This window comes from Mesorhizobium sp. M2C.T.Ca.TU.002.02.1.1, assembly GCF_003997225.1.
Window position 1 is genome coordinate 1 of record NZ_RZTO01000050.1, and the last position, 14,543, is coordinate 14,543.

The 14,543-nt window shown below is 63.4% G+C and carries 24 protein-coding genes; 21 read left to right on the top strand and 3 right to left on the bottom strand.

The genetic code is table 11. The features are described 5' to 3' along the window. From EOD07_RS04580 to EOD07_RS38380, 19 genes are all read left to right on the top strand, one after another. Positions 1-220: 50S ribosomal protein L23 (locus EOD07_RS04580; protein ID WP_127234148.1), on the top strand; the 220-nt coding region annotated here is incomplete at its 5' end. A 22-nt stretch (positions 221-242) separates the two neighbouring features. After that, positions 243-1,076, top strand: coding sequence for a 50S ribosomal protein L2 (gene rplB, locus EOD07_RS04585; RefSeq protein WP_040983032.1), 834 nt, complete (start codon positions 243-245; stop codon positions 1,074-1,076). A 16-nt stretch (positions 1,077-1,092) separates the two neighbouring features. Next, positions 1,093-1,371 (top strand): 30S ribosomal protein S19, encoded by a 279-nt coding sequence (gene rpsS, locus EOD07_RS04590; RefSeq protein ID WP_006205463.1) that lies wholly within the window; start codon positions 1,093-1,095, stop codon positions 1,369-1,371. Between the two features lie 2 nt (positions 1,372-1,373). Then, positions 1,374-1,763, top strand: coding sequence for a 50S ribosomal protein L22 (gene rplV, locus EOD07_RS04595; RefSeq protein WP_006205462.1), 390 nt, complete (start codon positions 1,374-1,376; stop codon positions 1,761-1,763). After that, complete coding sequence (rpsC, locus tag EOD07_RS04600) at positions 1,763-2,494, top strand: 30S ribosomal protein S3 (protein ID WP_040983028.1); 732 nt, start codon at positions 1,763-1,765, stop codon at positions 2,492-2,494. The genes rplV and rpsC overlap by 1 nt, the downstream gene beginning before the upstream one ends. Before the next feature lie 27 nt (positions 2,495-2,521). Continuing rightward, positions 2,522-2,935 carry a 50S ribosomal protein L16 gene (gene rplP, locus EOD07_RS04605; RefSeq protein ID WP_027170364.1) on the top strand — a complete coding sequence of 138 codons (414 nt, stop codon included), beginning with the start codon at positions 2,522-2,524 and terminating at the stop codon, positions 2,933-2,935. A 13-nt stretch (positions 2,936-2,948) separates the two neighbouring features. After that, entirely contained in the window at positions 2,949-3,149 is a 201-nt protein-coding gene (gene rpmC, locus EOD07_RS04610; RefSeq protein ID WP_040983026.1) for a 50S ribosomal protein L29, read from the top strand. An 11-nt stretch (positions 3,150-3,160) separates the two neighbouring features. After that, positions 3,161-3,400 carry a 30S ribosomal protein S17 gene (rpsQ, locus tag EOD07_RS04615; protein WP_023675136.1) on the top strand — a complete coding sequence of 80 codons (240 nt, stop codon included), beginning with the start codon at positions 3,161-3,163 and terminating at the stop codon, positions 3,398-3,400. Positions 3,401-3,483: 83 nt separating this feature from the next. Next, a complete protein-coding gene (gene rplN / locus EOD07_RS04620; protein ID WP_006205457.1) occupies positions 3,484-3,852 on the top strand; it encodes a 50S ribosomal protein L14 in 369 nt (122 codons plus the stop codon). Positions 3,853-3,864: 12 nt separating this feature from the next. Continuing rightward, the gene (gene rplX, locus EOD07_RS04625) at positions 3,865-4,179 is read left to right on the top strand and encodes a 50S ribosomal protein L24 (protein WP_040983021.1); all 315 of its coding nucleotides are present in this window, start codon (positions 3,865-3,867) and stop codon (positions 4,177-4,179) included. After that, entirely contained in the window at positions 4,172-4,750 is a 579-nt protein-coding gene (rplE, locus tag EOD07_RS04630; RefSeq protein ID WP_073986910.1) for a 50S ribosomal protein L5, read from the top strand. Before rplX ends, rplE begins: the two co-directional genes overlap by 8 nt. A gap of 26 nt (positions 4,751-4,776) precedes the next feature. After that, complete coding sequence (rpsN, locus tag EOD07_RS04635) at positions 4,777-5,082, top strand: 30S ribosomal protein S14 (protein ID WP_040983019.1); 306 nt, start codon at positions 4,777-4,779, stop codon at positions 5,080-5,082. Positions 5,083-5,094: 12 nt separating this feature from the next. Next, positions 5,095-5,493, top strand: a complete 399-nt coding sequence (rpsH, locus tag EOD07_RS04640; RefSeq protein WP_040983017.1) for a 30S ribosomal protein S8 — start codon at positions 5,095-5,097, stop codon at positions 5,491-5,493. Positions 5,494-5,607: 114 nt separating this feature from the next. After that, positions 5,608-6,141 carry a 50S ribosomal protein L6 gene (gene rplF, locus EOD07_RS04645; protein WP_040983015.1) on the top strand — a complete coding sequence of 178 codons (534 nt, stop codon included), beginning with the start codon at positions 5,608-5,610 and terminating at the stop codon, positions 6,139-6,141. Between the two features lie 138 nt (positions 6,142-6,279). Then, positions 6,280-6,639: a 50S ribosomal protein L18 gene (rplR, locus tag EOD07_RS04650; RefSeq protein WP_041006791.1), complete on the top strand. Its 360-nt coding sequence runs from the start codon at positions 6,280-6,282 to the stop codon at positions 6,637-6,639. A 76-nt stretch (positions 6,640-6,715) separates the two neighbouring features. After that, positions 6,716-7,285 carry a 30S ribosomal protein S5 gene (gene rpsE, locus EOD07_RS04655; protein ID WP_027046810.1) on the top strand — a complete coding sequence of 190 codons (570 nt, stop codon included), beginning with the start codon at positions 6,716-6,718 and terminating at the stop codon, positions 7,283-7,285. Positions 7,286-7,310: 25 nt separating this feature from the next. Then, positions 7,311-7,508: a 50S ribosomal protein L30 gene (gene rpmD / locus EOD07_RS04660; RefSeq protein ID WP_027170355.1), complete on the top strand. Its 198-nt coding sequence runs from the start codon at positions 7,311-7,313 to the stop codon at positions 7,506-7,508. A 22-nt stretch (positions 7,509-7,530) separates the two neighbouring features. Then, entirely contained in the window at positions 7,531-8,004 is a 474-nt protein-coding gene (gene rplO / locus EOD07_RS04665) for a 50S ribosomal protein L15 (protein ID WP_127234149.1), read from the top strand. 254 nt (positions 8,005-8,258) lie between these two features. After that, positions 8,259-9,101, top strand: a complete 843-nt coding sequence (locus tag EOD07_RS38380; protein ID WP_245469843.1) for a COX15/CtaA family protein — start codon at positions 8,259-8,261, stop codon at positions 9,099-9,101. 10 nt (positions 9,102-9,111) lie between these two features. Here EOD07_RS38380 and EOD07_RS04675 read toward each other — a convergent pair whose 3' ends face one another. Genes EOD07_RS04675 through speB form a run of 3 tightly spaced genes read right to left on the bottom strand, consistent with a single transcriptional unit; the run spans position 9,112 to position 11,915 of the window. Then, positions 9,112-9,945 (bottom strand): aminoglycoside phosphotransferase family protein, encoded by an 834-nt coding sequence (locus EOD07_RS04675; RefSeq protein WP_164772064.1) that lies wholly within the window; start codon positions 9,943-9,945, stop codon positions 9,112-9,114. A gap of 6 nt (positions 9,946-9,951) precedes the next feature. Beyond that, positions 9,952-10,884, bottom strand: a complete 933-nt coding sequence (argC, locus tag EOD07_RS04680) for an N-acetyl-gamma-glutamyl-phosphate reductase (RefSeq protein ID WP_127234151.1) — start codon at positions 10,882-10,884, stop codon at positions 9,952-9,954. Positions 10,885-10,913: 29 nt separating this feature from the next. Then, complete coding sequence (gene speB, locus EOD07_RS04685) at positions 10,914-11,915, bottom strand: agmatinase (protein ID WP_127234152.1); 1,002 nt, start codon at positions 11,913-11,915, stop codon at positions 10,914-10,916. Positions 11,916-12,040: 125 nt separating this feature from the next. Between speB and EOD07_RS04690 the strand changes: the two genes are divergently transcribed. After that, complete coding sequence (locus EOD07_RS04690; protein WP_127234153.1) at positions 12,041-13,255, top strand: acyltransferase; 1,215 nt, start codon at positions 12,041-12,043, stop codon at positions 13,253-13,255. 95 nt (positions 13,256-13,350) lie between these two features. Then, positions 13,351-14,409, top strand: coding sequence for a glycerophosphodiester phosphodiesterase family protein (locus EOD07_RS04695; protein ID WP_127234154.1), 1,059 nt, complete (start codon positions 13,351-13,353; stop codon positions 14,407-14,409). Positions 14,410-14,543: the final 134 nt, after the last annotated feature.

Here is a 14,543-nt window from a genome sequence, read left to right on the forward strand (position 1 = left end):
GAACCAGGTCGTCTTCAACGTCGCCAAGAAGGCGTCGAAGCCGGAAATCAAGGCTGCCGTGGAAGCTCTCTTCGGCGTCAAGGTGACGGCTGTGAACACGCTCGTCCGCAAGGGCAAGATCAAGCGCTTCCGCGGCACGGTTGGCCGCCAGGGCGACGTCAAGAAGGCGGTAGTGACGCTGGCCGACGGCCAGTCGATCGACGTCGCGACGGGTCTCTGAGCAAGGCCGCGAGGACAGGACAATGGCACTTAAGAAATTCAACCCGGTAACGCCGAGCACCCGCCAGCTGGTCATCGTCGACCGTTCGGGCCTCTACAAGGGCAAGCCCGTCAAGGGCCTGACCGAAGGCCTGACCAAGTCGGGCGGCCGCAACAACTACGGCCGCATCACGGCCCGCTTCATCGGCGGCGGTCACAAGCGCTCGTACCGCATCATCGACTTCAAGCGTAAGAAGTACGATGTCGTCGGCACCGTGGAACGTATCGAATACGATCCGAACCGCACCGCCTTCATCGCGCTGATCAAGTATGACGACGGCGAGCTGTCCTACATCCTGGCCCCGCAGCGCCTTGCTGCCGGCGACAAGATCGTGGCCGGCGAAGCGGTCGACGTGAAGCCGGGCAACGCGATGCCGCTGGCCTCGATGCCGGTCGGCACGATCGTCCATAACATCGAGCTGAAGCCGGGCAAGGGCGGTCAGGTCGCCCGTTCGGCTGGCGGTTACGCCCAGCTCGTCGGCCGCGACCAGGGCATGGCGATCCTGCGCCTGAACTCGGGCGAGCAGCGCGTCGTGCACGGTTCCTGCATGGCTACCGTCGGCGCCGTTTCGAATCCCGATCACGGCAACATCAACGACGGCAAGGCCGGTCGCACCGTGTGGCGCGGCAAGCGCCCGCACAATCGCGGCGTGACCATGAACCCGGTCGACCATCCGCATGGCGGCGGCGAAGGCCGCACCTCGGGTGGCCGCCATCCGGTTTCGCCCTGGGGCAAGCCGACCAAGGGCAAGAAGACGCGGTCCAACAAGGCGACCGATAAGTTCATCGTGCGCTCGCGCCATCAGCGCAAGAGCTAAGAAGAGGTAACGCCAAGTGACTCGTTCGATTTGGAAAGGCCCCTTCATCGACGGCTACCTTCTCAAGAAGGTGGACAAGGTTCGTGAAGGCGGTCGCAATGAGGTGATCAAGATGTGGAGCCGTCGCTCCACCATCCTGCCGCAGTTCGTCGGCTTCACCTTCGGTGTCTATAACGGCCAGAAGCACGTCCCGGTCTCGGTGAACGAGGACATGGTCGGCCACAAGTTCGGTGAATTCGCTCCGACCCGGACCTATTACGGTCACGGCGCGGATAAGAAGGCGAAGAGGAAATAATCATGGGCAAGGCCAAAGCTCCGCGCAGGCTTGCTGACAACGAGGCGCGTGCCGTTCTGCGCACGATCCGTATCAGCCCGCAGAAGCTCAACCTGGTTGCCGCGCTGATCCGCGGCAAGAAGGTCGCGACCGCGCTTTCCGACCTCGAATTCTCGGCCAAGCGGATTTCCGGCACGGTCAAGAAGACGCTGGAATCGGCGATCGCCAACGCGGAAAACAACCACGACCTCGACGTCGACGCTCTCATCGTGGCGGAAGCCTATGTCGGCAAGTCGATCGTCATGAAGCGCTTCCACGCTCGTGGCCGCGGTCGCGCCAGCCGTATCGAAAAGCCGTTCTCGCACCTCACGATCGTCGTTCGTGAAGTCGAGGAAAAAGGGGAGGCCGCATAATGGGCCAGAAAGTCAATCCGATCGGGCTGCGTCTCGGCATCAACCGCACCTGGGATTCGCGCTGGTTCGCGAACACCGGCGAGTACGGCCAGCTGCTGCATGAGGACCTCAAGATCCGCAAGTATCTCGAGAAGGAGCTCAAGCAGGCCGCGATCTCCAAGGTCGTGATCGAGCGTCCGCACAAGAAGTGCCGCGTCACCATCCACGCCGCGCGTCCGGGCCTCATCATCGGCAAGAAGGGCGCCGACATCGAGAAGCTTCGCAAGAAGCTGACCGAGATGACGAAGTCCGAGACGCACCTCAACATCGTTGAAGTGCGCAAGCCCGAGATCGACGCCACGCTGATCGCCCAGTCGATCGCCCAGCAGCTCGAGCGCCGCATCGCTTTCCGCCGCGCCATGAAGCGCGCCGTTCAGTCGGCCATGCGCCTCGGCGCCGAAGGCATCCGCATCAACTGCTCCGGCCGTCTCGGCGGCGCCGAAATCGCGCGCATGGAGTGGTACCGCGAGGGCCGCGTGCCGCTGCATACGCTGCGCGCCGATGTCGACTACGGCACGGCCGAGGCGAACACCGCCTACGGCATCTGCGGCGTCAAGGTGTGGGTGTTCAAGGGCGAGATCCTCGAGCACGACCCGATGGCTTCGGAGCGCCGTGCCACTGAGGGTGATGCCGCGCATGGCGGTGGCGCCGGTGGTGAGCGTGAACGCGGCCGTCGTCGCGAGAACGCCTGAGACATTTGAGAATTTGGAGTTAGAACGATGCTGCAGCCAAAGCGCACAAAGTTCCGCAAGCAGTTCAAGGGCCGTATCCACGGTACCGCCAAGGGCGGCACCAACCTGGATTTCGGCGGTTTCGGGCTGAAGGCGCTTGAGCCGAACCGCGTCACCGCGCGTGAGATCGAGGCGGCCCGCCGCGCGATCACCCGTGAGATGAAGCGTGCCGGCCGCGTCTGGATCCGGGTGTTCCCGGACCTGCCGGTCACCTCGAAGCCGACCGAAGTCCGCATGGGTAAGGGCAAGGGCGCCGTCGACTACTGGGCGGCGCGCGTCAAGCCCGGCCGCATCATGTTCGAGATCGATGGCGTCAGCGAGGAGACCGCGCGTGAAGCGCTGCGTCTCGGCGCCGCCAAGCTCTCGGTCAAGACGCGCTTCGTGCAGCGCATCGCAGAATAAGGGACAGGCGATCATGAAAGCCGAAGACATCCGGACCAAGACCCAGGATCAGCTGACTGACGACCTGGCCGCCCTCAAGAAGGAGCAGTTCAACCTGCGCTTCCAGAAGGCCACCGGCCAGCTCGAGAAGACCGCGCGCGTGAAGCAGGTCCGCAAGGACATCGCGCGCATCAAGACCATCGCCGCGGAAAAAGCCGCGGCCAAGAAGGCTTAAGGACGAGAACCATGCCAAAGCGCATCCTGCAGGGCACCGTCGTCAGCGACAAGAACGAGAAGACGGTCGTGGTCAAGGTCGAGCGTCGCTTCACTCATCCGGTGATGAAGAAGACCGTGCGCATGACCAAGAAGTACAAGGCGCACGACGAGAACAACGCCCACAAGGTCGGCGACCAGGTGTTCATCCAGGAATCGAAGCCGATTTCGAAGGACAAGCGCTGGGTTGTCGTCTCTTCGGATCAGGCTTGATCCGGGCGAACGAACCGAATTTTGGACAGACCGGGGAGGGGTGAAAGCACCCGTCCCGTTAGAAAAGAAGAAGGCGGCCAGTCATGATTCAGATGCAAACAAACCTCGACGTCGCGGACAATTCCGGCGCCCGTCGTGTCATGTGCATCAAGGTGCTGGGCGGCTCGAAGCGGAAATACGCCTCCGTCGGCGACATCATCGTGGTGTCGATCAAGGAAGCCATTCCGCGCGGCCGCGTTAAGAAGGGCGATGTGATGAAGGCGGTCGTGGTTCGCACGGCCAAGGACATCCGTCGTCCGGACGGCAGCGTGATCCGTTTCGACAAGAACGCGGCCGTTCTCGTCGACAATAAGAAAGAGCCGATCGGCACCCGTATCTTCGGACCGGTTCCGCGCGAGCTGCGCGCCAAGAACCACATGAAGATCATCTCGCTCGCGCCTGAAGTGCTGTAAGGAGCCGGACCAATGCAAAAGATCAGAAAAGGCGACAAGGTCGTCGTGCTTGCCGGCAAGGACAAGGGCCGTTCGGGCGAAGTCCTGTCGGTGCAGCCGAAGGAAGACACCGCGGTTGTCCGCGGCGTGAACCTCATTCGCCGTCACCAGAAGCAGACCCAGTCCCAGGAGGGCGGGATCATAACCAAGGAAGCGCCGATCCACCTGTCGAACATCGCGCTGGCCGACCCCAAGGACGGCAAGCCGACCCGCGTCGGCTTCACCATCCAGAAGGACGGCAAGAAGGTGCGCGTCGCCAAGCGTTCGGGAGAAGTCATCAATGGCTAAGGCTGAAACCAAGCAGGCGACTGCCAAGAACGAGCCGCGCCTCAAGAAGGTCTATCAAGAGACCATCCGCAAGGCGCTGCAGGAGCAGTTCGGCTACGACAACGACATGCAGGTTCCGCGCATCGACAAGATCGTGCTGAACATGGGTGTCGGCGAAGCAACCGCCGATTCCAAGAAGCCCTCGGTCGCGGCCGAGGATCTCGCGCTGATCGCCGGCCAGAAGGCCGTCGTCACCCGCTCGCGCAAGTCGATCGCGGGCTTCAAGGTGCGCGAGAACATGCCGATCGGCGCCAAGGTCACGCTGCGCAAGGAACGCATGTACGAGTTCCTCGACCGCCTCGTGAACATCGCGCTGCCGCGCGTTCGCGACTTCCGCGGACTGAACCCGAAGAGCTTTGACGGCCGTGGCAACTACGCCATGGGCATCAAGGAGCACATCGTGTTCCCGGAGATCAACTACGACAAGGTCGATCAGGTCTGGGGCATGGACGTCATCGTTTGTACGACGGCGAAGACGGATGACGAGGCGAGAGCGCTGCTCAAGGCCTTCAACTTCCCCTTCCGCCAGTAACGGCAGCGAAAAAGGAAAAATCTGAAATGGCAAAGACCAGCTCAGTCGAGAAGAACAACCGGCGCCGCAAGCTTGCCGGTCAGTACGCCGCCAAGCGCGCGGCGCTCAAGGCCATCATCATGGATCAGTCCAAGCCGATGGAAGAGCGTTTCCGCGCCCAGTTGAAGCTTTCGGCGCTGCCGCGCAACTCGGCCAAGATCCGCATCCGCAACCGCTGCGAAGTCACGGGCCGTCCGCGCGCCTTTTATCGCAAGCTTAAGCTTTCGCGTATCGCGCTTCGCGATCTGGGCAACACCGGCCAGATCCCGGGCCTGGTCAAGTCGAGCTGGTAAGGAGACACTGAGATGTCATTGAGCGATCCTCTCGGCGATATGCTGACCCGCATCCGCAACGCCTATGGCCGCAAGAAGTCGAGCGTTTCGACTCCGGCCTCGCGTCTGCGCACCCGCGTTCTCGACGTGCTGAAGTCGGAAGGCTATATCCGCGACTACAGCCAGACCGACTTCGAAAACGGCAAGTCGGAAATCGAGATCGAGCTGAAATATTTCGATGGCGCCCCGGTCGTGCGCGAAATCGAGCGCGTCTCGAAGCCTGGCCGTCGCGTCTATGTCTCGGCCAAGTCGATCCCGCAGGTCGCCAACGGCCTCGGCATCGCCATCCTTTCGACGCCGAAGGGCGTCATGGCCGACCATGAAGCGCGCGAGCAGAATGTCGGCGGCGAGATTCTCTGCCAGATCTTCTAAGGGTGAATGGTCAGTGGTGAATAGTGAATGGTGAAACTGCACGGAATTTTGATCGCGCTATTCACCATTTTGCCATTCACCATTCACAGCAGTTAAGGAAAGAAGGAGACAAGAATGTCTCGTATCGGAAAGAAACCCGTTTCGCTGCCGCAGGGCGTGTCCGCGACCGTCAACGGCCAGACCGTGACGGCGAAGGGCCCGAAGGGCGAGCTGAAGTTCGTGGTGAACGACGAAGTGCTGGTCAAGATGGAGAACAACGAGATCTCCGTCCAGCCGCGCGACCAGACCAAGACCGCCCGCTCCAAGTGGGGCATGTCGCGCACGCAGATCGTCAACATCCTGCAAGGCGTGAAGGACGGCTTCGAGAAGAAGCTCGAGATCACCGGCGTCGGCTATCGCGCCGCCATGCAGGGAAAGAACCTGCAGCTCGCGCTGGGCTTCAGCCACGACGTGGTCTATGAGACGCCGCAGGGCATCACCATTTCGGTGCCGAAGCCGACCGAAATCACGGTCTCGGGCATCGACAAGCAGCAGGTCGGCCAGGTTGCCGCCGAGATCCGCGAATATCGCGGTCCGGAGCCGTACAAGGGCAAGGGCGTGCGTTATGCCGACGAGCGCATCGTGCGCAAGGAAGGCAAGAAGAAGTAATAGGCACGGCCCCGAAAAGTTTCGGACTTTTCGGATAGGGCCAAGCCGCGGAAGTGTAACGCCGCGGGGAGCGGCCGCGGGAGGCTTGGCCTACCGCAAAGGGTTGCCCCCGTTTTCTGAAGGCAGGGAACTGACAGTATGAGCACGAAAGAAGCCACCCAGCGCCGCGCGCAGCGCATCCGCCGCCAGATCAAGAAGGTCGCCGGCGCGCGCCCGCGTCTGTCGGTGCATCGCACCTCGAAGAACATTTACGTGCAGGTGATCGACGACGCCAAGGGTCATACCCTGGCCGCCGCCTCGACGCTCGAGAAGGACCTCAAGGGTTCGCTCAAGACGGGCGCCGATACAGCTGCCGCCGCTGCCGTCGGCAAGCTGATCGCCGAGCGCGCCACCAAGGCGGGCGTCAAGGAAGTCGTCTTCGACCGTGGCCCGTACATCTACCATGGCCGCGTCAAGGCGCTGGCCGAGGCCGCCCGCGAAGGCGGCTTGAGCTTCTGATTTTTCGCCGCTGACGACCCAAAGCGGCGTCGGCAAACAGCAACCCGTGCTTCCGGAAAAGAACAAGGACTAGGATATGGCACAGGAACGTAGGGAAGGCGGCCGCGGCCGCGAGCGTGAACGCGAAGAGCGTGACGATGGCATGGTGGACAAGCTCGTCCACATCAACCGCGTCGCCAAGGTGGTGAAGGGCGGCCGTCGTTTCGGCTTTGCCGCTCTCGTCGTCGTCGGCGACCAGAAGGGCCGCGTCGGCTTCGGCCACGGCAAGGCGCGCGAAGTGCCGGAAGCCATCCGCAAGGCGACCGAATCGGCCAAGCGCGACATGATCTTCGTGCCGCTGCGTTCGGGCCGTACGCTGCATCACGACGTCGAGGGCCGTTGGGGCGCCGGACGCGTTCTGTTGCGCGCCGCCAAGCAGGGTACCGGCATCATCGCCGGCGGTCCGATGCGCGCCGTCTTCGAGACGCTCGGCATGCATGACGTGGTCGCCAAGTCGATGGGGTCGTCGAACCCCTACAACATGGTTCGCGCCACCTTCGACGCGCTGAAGAGCCAGATGCATCCGAAGGATGTGGCTGCGGCGCGCGGCATCAAGTACTCGACCCTTCAGGCCCGCCGCGGCACCGCCGTTGCGGCTGAAGAATAGTCGACGCTGACCAGGGATTTCGACCATGGCCAAGAAAGCTACCAAGACCATCACCGTCGAGCAGATCGGCTCCCCGATCCGCCGGCCGAAGGAGCAGCGCGCGACGCTGGTCGGCCTCGGCCTGAACAAGATGCACAAGCGGCGCACGCTGGAAGACACCCCTTCCGTGCGCGGCATGATCGCCGCCGTCCAGCATCTCGTCCGCGTCGTGGACGAGGCGTGAACGGAAGCGCAGGAGAAGAATGATGAAACTCAACGATCTGCGTGACAAGGACGGCGCCACGCATTCCAGGAAGCGCCTCGGTCGCGGCATCGGCTCCGGCTCGGGCAAGACCGCCGGGCGCGGCGTCAAGGGTCAGAAGGCCCGTTCGGGCGTTGCCATCAACGGCTTCGAGGGCGGCCAGATGCCGCTCTACCGGCGCCTGCCGAAGCGCGGCTTCAACAACCTGTTCGGCAAGAGCTTCGCAGTCGTGTCGCTCGCCAAGATCCAGGCTGCGGTCGACGCCAAGAAGCTCGACACCAAGGAGGCCGTGACGGCTGAGGCCCTGGTCGCCGCCGGTGTCATCCGCCGCGCCAAGGACGGCGTGCGCGTGCTGTCCGACGGCGAGCTCAAGGCCAAGCTCTCCTTCGACGTGGCCGGCGCCTCCAAGGCCGCGATCGAGAAGATCGAGAAGGCCGGCGGTTCGGTGAAGCTGCCGGAAGCGGCCACCGCCGAGTAACGGCGATTTGAAGCGCGGCCGATCGGGATGATTTCGCATTTTCCGTCGAACCGCGCTTTGATCTGGTGAATTGGGCGGCCGCGTCAACGCGGCCGCTTGCATGTTTACGGTCCGGAGCTTATCTCGTGAGCTTCGGTGACACGCGCCGCCTGAGCTGCGGGCATCGAGCGTGACATGGAAATCAAAGAAGTAGAGCATGATCTCGTCCGGAAACCGCTCCACACTTTTCGGCATGCTCTAGCGGAGAATCAGGCATGGCTTCGGCTGCTGAACAACTAGCCTCCAATCTGAATTTCGCGGCCTTCGCCAAGGCCGAGGATCTCAAGAAGCGCATCTGGTTCACCATCGGCGCGCTGCTCGTCTACCGCCTCGGCACCTATATCCCGCTTCCCGGCATAAATCCCGACGCTTTCGCCCAGGCCTTCTCCTCGCAGAGCAAGGGCGTGCTTGGCATGTTCAACATGTTCGCCGGCGGCGCCGTGCAGCGCATGGCGATCTTCGCGCTGGGCATCATGCCCTACATCTCCGCCTCCATCATCATGCAGCTGATGACCTCGGTCATCCCATCGCTGGAATCGCTGAAGAAGGAAGGCGAGCAGGGCCGCAAGATCATCAACCAGTACACGCGCTACGGCACCGTGCTTCTGGCGCTGATCCAGATTTATCTCGGCGGCCTGGTCGCCGGCCTTCACGCCGGGCTTTCCTACAACACATGGCCGCTGATGGATGGAAGCGTGATCCCGTCCGATCTGCTTCTCTTGAAGCCCGCCTGGCTGAATTTCTTCGAGAACCCGAAGACTGTACAGTTCGTGCATCGCATCGGCGCCTATACGGTCTTTGTCGTGGCGCTCTGGCATATGATCGCGACGTGGCGGCGCCAGCCCGGCACCACCCATGCCCGCCGCGCCACGCTTCTGTTCGCGCTGGTGGTCGTCCAGGCCTCGATCGGCATCGGCACGCTCTTGATGCAGGTGCCGTTGCACATGGCGCTGACGCATCAGGCCATCGCGATTCTGTTGCTCGGCTTCGCCACCGCGCATTGGCGCGGCACCAAGAGCGCTTATCCGCTGCCGACCGAGATAAACGTCAGAAGCTGACGGCCGGCCTTCAGCATCGCGAGCCAACCTTTCGAATGGCCTCAACGACGGCCAATTCGCGGTTCTCGTCGACCGCGTTCTTGTCCTCGCGATGCCATGCGGCCGACAGGCAGCCATAGGCGATCGCATGGTCGAGGATGGCGCGCGGCGACTGCCCGAGCGTCTCTCCGAATATGTCGGCCATATGCTCGATTCGGCGTGGATCGAGGCAGAGATCGTCGCGGTCGAGCGGATTGTAGAACATGTTCGCCGCATCGAAGCCGGGGTCGCCGAGCACACCCTTGGGGTCGATCGCCAGCCAGCCGCGCGGGCCGGAGAGGATGTTGTCGTGATGCAGGTCGCCGTGCAGCGGCTTGATCTCGTGCTGATCGGCTAGCAGCCGCTCGGCGATGTCCGCTGCGTGGACATAGAGGCCGGTTCGTCCGGCGGTCCGGTCGGCCTTGGCCACCCGGAACAAGCTCACATACCGTTCCCGCAGCGGCTGCAGGTTGGGTGGAGGCGTGTGCTCGGACGACGACAGCAGCTTCGCCATCACGCCAGCTGCAATCGCGGTCGCGGCATCGTCGCCATGCTCCGCAAGATGCTCGGAGAGCAGCCTGTCGCCGGCATACTCGAGCAGCATGCGATGACCGTCGCGGCCGAGCAGCCGTACGGCGCCTTCGCCCCGCCGCCAGGCGAGATAATGCTCGCCGCGCAACTCGTCCGCGACGTCGTCGAAGGGTTTCAGGTCCTTGACGATCGCCGGCGAACCATCCTCTCGCGTTACCTTCCAGATCCTGCTGGAAAAGGTCTCTGCAATGAGTTCGGGAGCGCTGACCTTCCAGCGCTCAGGGAATGCCTGCATGACCACTCAGTGCTTGATGCCGAGCATCAGGTCGAGATTCTGCACCGCGGCGCCAGACGCGCCCTTGCCGAGATTGTCGTAGACGGCCATCAGCAGCGCCTGCGCCCTCTCGTCATTGGCGAACACATAGACCTTCATCCGGTTGGTGCCGTTATAGATCTCCGGATCGATCTCCGGGATGCGCTCCATATGCGTGTAGGGCGCGACCTCGACCACGCCGCCGTCGATCGACGCGTAATGGTCGGCGATCGCCGCATGAAGCTCGGCGCCGGTCGGCACGCGGTCGAGACCGCCGAGCTGCAACGGCACCACGGTGATCATGCCCTGCGCGAAATTTCCCACTGCCGGCTGCATGATCGGATCGTGCGACAGCCTCGCATAGGTGCGCAGCTCCGGCACATGCTTGTGCTGCAGCGTCAGCCCGTAGGGCAGGAACTCGGGCGCGTCCTCGCCCTTGCCGACATAATCCTCGATCATCGGCCGGCCGCCGCCGGAATAGCCGGAGATGCCGTTGACGGTGACCGGAAAATCGGCCGGCAGCAGGCCGGCGGAGACCAGCGGCCGCAGCGTCGCGATCGGGCCCTGCGGCCAGCAGCCCGGATTGGCGATGCGCTTCGCGCTGGCGATCTTCCTCGCCTGGTCCTTGTCCATTTCGGCAAAGCCATATTCCCAGCCCTCGGCGACGCGATGCGCGGTCGAAGCGTCGATCACCTTGGTGGTTTCGTTTGTGATCAGCGACACGCTTTCCTTCGCCGCCGCATCCGGCAGGCAAAGGATCGCGACGTCGGCCGCGTTGAGGAATTCGGCGCGGGCGGCAGTCTCCTTGCGGCGCTCGGTCGGAATCGAGATGATCTCCAGGTCGCCACGGTCGGCCAGCAGCGCCCTGATCTGCAGGCCCGTCGTGCCGTGTTCGCCGTCAATGAAGATTTTCGGTTTCATCGCTTACCAAATTCCCTGCGATTCCAATGTCATATGCCGTGAGCATGATTTATCGCGGCATGATTGCCGTTGTTCAACTCTTCCGCCCGTGCCTTTCGTTCCGCCAGCAAGCCGAGATAATGCATGGCGATGATCGATCCGGCGATCGCCGTTATATCGGCATGATCGTAAGCCGGCGCAACCTCGACGATGTCGGCGCCGACGATGTCGATCTGGCCGAGCTGGCGCAGCGTCGACAGCATCTTTGCGGAGGACGGCCCTCCGGCGACGGGCGTGCCCGTTCCGGGCGCGAAGGCAGGGTCGAGGCAATCGATGTCGAAGGTGAGGTAGGTTTTCTTCCCGCCGGTGCGCTCCACGATCGCATAAGCGATGTCGGAGGCGCGCATTTCCTCGACCTCGTGGCCGTAGAGGATCTTGATGCCGAAACTGTCGGGCGCGTGGGTGCGGATGCCGATCTGGATCGAGCGGTCGGGGTCGATGATCCCTTCCTTCACCGCACGCGCGACGAAGGAGCCGTGGTCGATGCGCTTGCCATCATCCGGCCAGGTGTCCTGATGCGCGTCGAACTGCACCAGCGCCAAAGGTCCGTGGATCGCGGCATGCGCCCTGAGCAGCGGCCAGGTGATGAAATGGTCGCCGCCGAGCGTCAAAAGGAAAGCGCCTGATTTCAGGATCTTGGCCGCCTCGCGTTCGATGGTGCCGGGCGTCTTCTGATGATTGCCGCTGTCGAGCAGGCAATCGCCGTAGTCGATCACCGAGAGGTGCTCGAAGAGATCGCGAGAGAACGGATATTGCGGGTCGTTATCGAGGATCGCCGAGGCGCGGCGGATCGCCTGCGGCCCGAAGCGGGCGCCCGGCCGGTTGGTGACGGCGGCGTCGAAGGGAACACCCCACACGACGGCGTCCGCGCCCTTCACGTCCTTCGTGTATTTGCGCCGCATGAACGACAGCGCGCCGGCATAGGTCGGCTCGAGCGACGCGCCCGTCTTGGAGCGGGCGGTGAAGGCGTGGTCGATCTCTTTGTTCGCCATTACGGGTCCTCGGTTTGCATCGGGGCAGCCACAACTACAGAAGCGGCACGCAACATGCCAGTCACAGCTTGCGGAAAGGAAGCGGCGCTCGGCGAGTGCCACGACAACACAGGATCTGTATCATTATGGCTGAGACGGCTCTGCTCAACCTTGCGCCCGCAAACGCGGCGACCCGTGTCGGCACGATGGCCGGCGAGCGCTTCCTGGTGCTGGATTCCTGGCGCGGCATCTGCGCGCTGCTGGTGGCGCTGTTCCACTTCCCGACCACGTCGGTGATTTCGCAAAACGCCTTTGTCGGCGGCTCCTATCTGTTTGTCGATTTCTTCTTCGTGCTCTCCGGCTTTGTCATCGCCAGCGCCTATGGCAGCCGCCTGAACGAGCAGGACGATCTTGCGCGCTTCGCGCTGGTGCGCTTCGGCCGCATCTACCCGCTGCATCTCCTGATGCTTGCCGCTTTCGCCGGCTTCGAGGCGGTGCGGCTCGTCCTCCCGGCGCTGCACGGAGCGGGTCCGGCACCCTTCACCGCCGGTTTCGACCTGAAAAGCCTCGTCGCCAACCTGTTCCTTTTGCAGGGCATGGGCGTCGAGGATCATCTGAGCTGGAACGCGCCGAGCTGGAGCATCTCGGCCGAGTTCTTCACCTATCTGCTGTTTGCCGCCGTTGTCTTCACCGCCGGCCAGCGCGCCTGGATATGGCTGGTCGCCGCCACGGTGACGGCGCCGCTTTTCCTGCTCGCGGTCTCGACCCGTCATATGGACGTGTCCTTCGATTTCGGTTTCATCCGCTGCCTTTACGGCTTCTCGCTCGGCGCTTTGCTTGCCTGGTTTCAGCATGATTCCATTGCAGAGGCGCGACAGGCATTGAGCGGCGGGGCAGGGCGCCTGGCCTGGACACTGGCGGAGCTGGCGATGATCGCGGGGATCGCGCTGTTCGTCTCCATCGCCGGCGCCAACGACCTTGGCATCGCGGCGCCGGTCGTCTTCGCGCTGGCGCTTTATCTTTTCGCGCATGAAGGCGGCCTGGTCAGCGCCCTGCTGCGCAGCCGGCCGATGCTGCTGCTGGGCTCGCTCTCCTATTCGATCTACATGGTCCACATCTTCGTTCAGGCCCGCATGATCAATGTCGGCGGCCTGATCGAGCGCAAGCTCGGGCTCGGCATCGTCGGCGACCTGATGCTGCGCGGCGACCAAGCGATCGGCTTCGGCGCCGGCTCTCCCTGGATCGGCTTCGCGGCTCTGGTCGCCATGCTGGTCGCCGTCATCGTCGCGTCGTGGTTCACCTGGCGCTTCGTCGAAATGCCGGCGTTGGCCTGGTTCCGCCGCCTAGCGAAGAGGATTTGACGGACCTTGATGCGAAACAACTAGCCGGCTTCGTTCACCGCACTGTCATGGGCATCGCCTAACCGGGTCCCAACCCGGAACGGAGCGATTCCCCGATGCGAACACTCTGGCTGAGCCTTCTTCTGTCCGCAGCTTTTGCCGCCGTCTCTAGCCAAAGCTTAGCCGGCGAGACACGTGCCGCCCAAATCCTCGATCGTTTCGAACATGCCAACCAGTGGCGCGACCATGTGATGATCGCCGCCCATCGCGCCGGCAGCATGCAGGCCGGCAAGACGCTTTACGCCGAGAATTCGCTGGCCGCGGTCGAGGGTTCGATCGCGATCGGCGCCGAGATCGTCGAGGTCGACGTCAGGCGCGCGAAAGACGGCGCGTTCGTCATCATGCATGACAGCTGGCTCGACCGCACCACCACCTGCAAGGGCGAAGTCGTCAAATACACGCTTGCCGAGTTGCAGAAATGCCGGCTGGTTATCGAGGGCACGGGCGCCGTCACCAACGAGACGGTGTCGACGCTGCGCGAGATGCTGCTGACGACAAGGGACAGAATCCTGATCAACCTCGACAACAAGCTGGAGGTAACCGACCTGCCCGCCATGATCGCGGTGGCGCGCGATCTCGGCATGGCCGGCCAGGTGATCGTCAAGGAGAACCTCTGGAACAGCCAGCGCATCGATGCCGCCAAGGCAGTGCTTGCCAAGGCCGGTGGCGGCTTCCAGTTCATGCCGATCCTGGCCGACGATGCCGTGCATGACGCCGTTTTCGCCGGCGAGGTCGAGAAGGCCTTCGCGCCGCGCGCCATCGAATTGATCAACTGGCGCAACGGCGCCGAGACGCTGACGTCGACCGGCGGCCCGCTGTTCGGCAATCGCATGCGGGCGGAAGCGGCGCGCGGCGACTGGCATCTCTGGGCCGACACCTACGCCATCGTCAACAGGCCCGGCGGCTTCCTCGCCGGCGGCCGCGGCGACGAGCTCGCCGTCGCCGCCAGCCTGCCGCGCGAAGCCTGGGGTTTCTGGGTCGACCGTGGCGCGACGATCATCCAGACCGACGAGCCGAAAGCCGCGATCGAGTGGCTGGCGGCGAACGGATATCGCGTGCCGTACACGACGGATATCAAGCAGGTTGAGCCGGCGCATACGGCGAGTATTAACTAGCTGACGTCGGCGCTTCACCCCGCCCAGCGCTTCGCGCCGACCTCCTCATCGAGGGGAGGTAGAGCGTCGTGCCAACCTGCGTCGTTGCATGCCAGCGGCATCCCTGAATGCTAAATCGGCGCGCGGCGCCCTAC

Coding starts and splice junctions, on each gene's coding strand:
- rplX (WP_040983021.1), top strand. CDS start 3,865: ATGCAAAAGATCAGAAAAGGCGACAAGGTCGTCGTGCTTGCCGGCAAG.
- rpmD (WP_027170355.1), top strand. CDS start 7,311: ATGGCCAAGAAAGCTACCAAGACCATCACCGTCGAGCAGATCGGCTCC.
- rpsC (WP_040983028.1), top strand. CDS start 1,763: ATGGGCCAGAAAGTCAATCCGATCGGGCTGCGTCTCGGCATCAACCGC.
- rplN (WP_006205457.1), top strand. CDS start 3,484: ATGATTCAGATGCAAACAAACCTCGACGTCGCGGACAATTCCGGCGCC.
- rpsE (WP_027046810.1), top strand. CDS start 6,716: ATGGCACAGGAACGTAGGGAAGGCGGCCGCGGCCGCGAGCGTGAACGC.
- EOD07_RS04690 (WP_127234153.1), top strand. CDS start 12,041: ATGGCTGAGACGGCTCTGCTCAACCTTGCGCCCGCAAACGCGGCGACC.
- EOD07_RS04675 (WP_164772064.1), bottom strand. CDS start 9,945: ATGCAGGCATTCCCTGAGCGCTGGAAGGTCAGCGCTCCCGAACTCATT.
- rpmC (WP_040983026.1), top strand. CDS start 2,949: ATGAAAGCCGAAGACATCCGGACCAAGACCCAGGATCAGCTGACTGAC.
- rplE (WP_073986910.1), top strand. CDS start 4,172: ATGGCTAAGGCTGAAACCAAGCAGGCGACTGCCAAGAACGAGCCGCGC.
- rplV (WP_006205462.1), top strand. CDS start 1,374: ATGGGCAAGGCCAAAGCTCCGCGCAGGCTTGCTGACAACGAGGCGCGT.
- rplO (WP_127234149.1), top strand. CDS start 7,531: ATGAAACTCAACGATCTGCGTGACAAGGACGGCGCCACGCATTCCAGG.
- rpsN (WP_040983019.1), top strand. CDS start 4,777: ATGGCAAAGACCAGCTCAGTCGAGAAGAACAACCGGCGCCGCAAGCTT.
- EOD07_RS04695 (WP_127234154.1), top strand. CDS start 13,351: ATGCGAACACTCTGGCTGAGCCTTCTTCTGTCCGCAGCTTTTGCCGCC.
- argC (WP_127234151.1), bottom strand. CDS start 10,884: ATGAAACCGAAAATCTTCATTGACGGCGAACACGGCACGACGGGCCTG.
- rplP (WP_027170364.1), top strand. CDS start 2,522: ATGCTGCAGCCAAAGCGCACAAAGTTCCGCAAGCAGTTCAAGGGCCGT.
- speB (WP_127234152.1), bottom strand. CDS start 11,915: ATGGCGAACAAAGAGATCGACCACGCCTTCACCGCCCGCTCCAAGACG.
- rpsQ (WP_023675136.1), top strand. CDS start 3,161: ATGCCAAAGCGCATCCTGCAGGGCACCGTCGTCAGCGACAAGAACGAG.
- rplB (WP_040983032.1), top strand. CDS start 243: ATGGCACTTAAGAAATTCAACCCGGTAACGCCGAGCACCCGCCAGCTG.
- EOD07_RS38380 (WP_245469843.1), top strand. CDS start 8,259: ATGGCTTCGGCTGCTGAACAACTAGCCTCCAATCTGAATTTCGCGGCC.
- rplF (WP_040983015.1), top strand. CDS start 5,608: ATGTCTCGTATCGGAAAGAAACCCGTTTCGCTGCCGCAGGGCGTGTCC.
- rplR (WP_041006791.1), top strand. CDS start 6,280: ATGAGCACGAAAGAAGCCACCCAGCGCCGCGCGCAGCGCATCCGCCGC.
- rpsH (WP_040983017.1), top strand. CDS start 5,095: ATGTCATTGAGCGATCCTCTCGGCGATATGCTGACCCGCATCCGCAAC.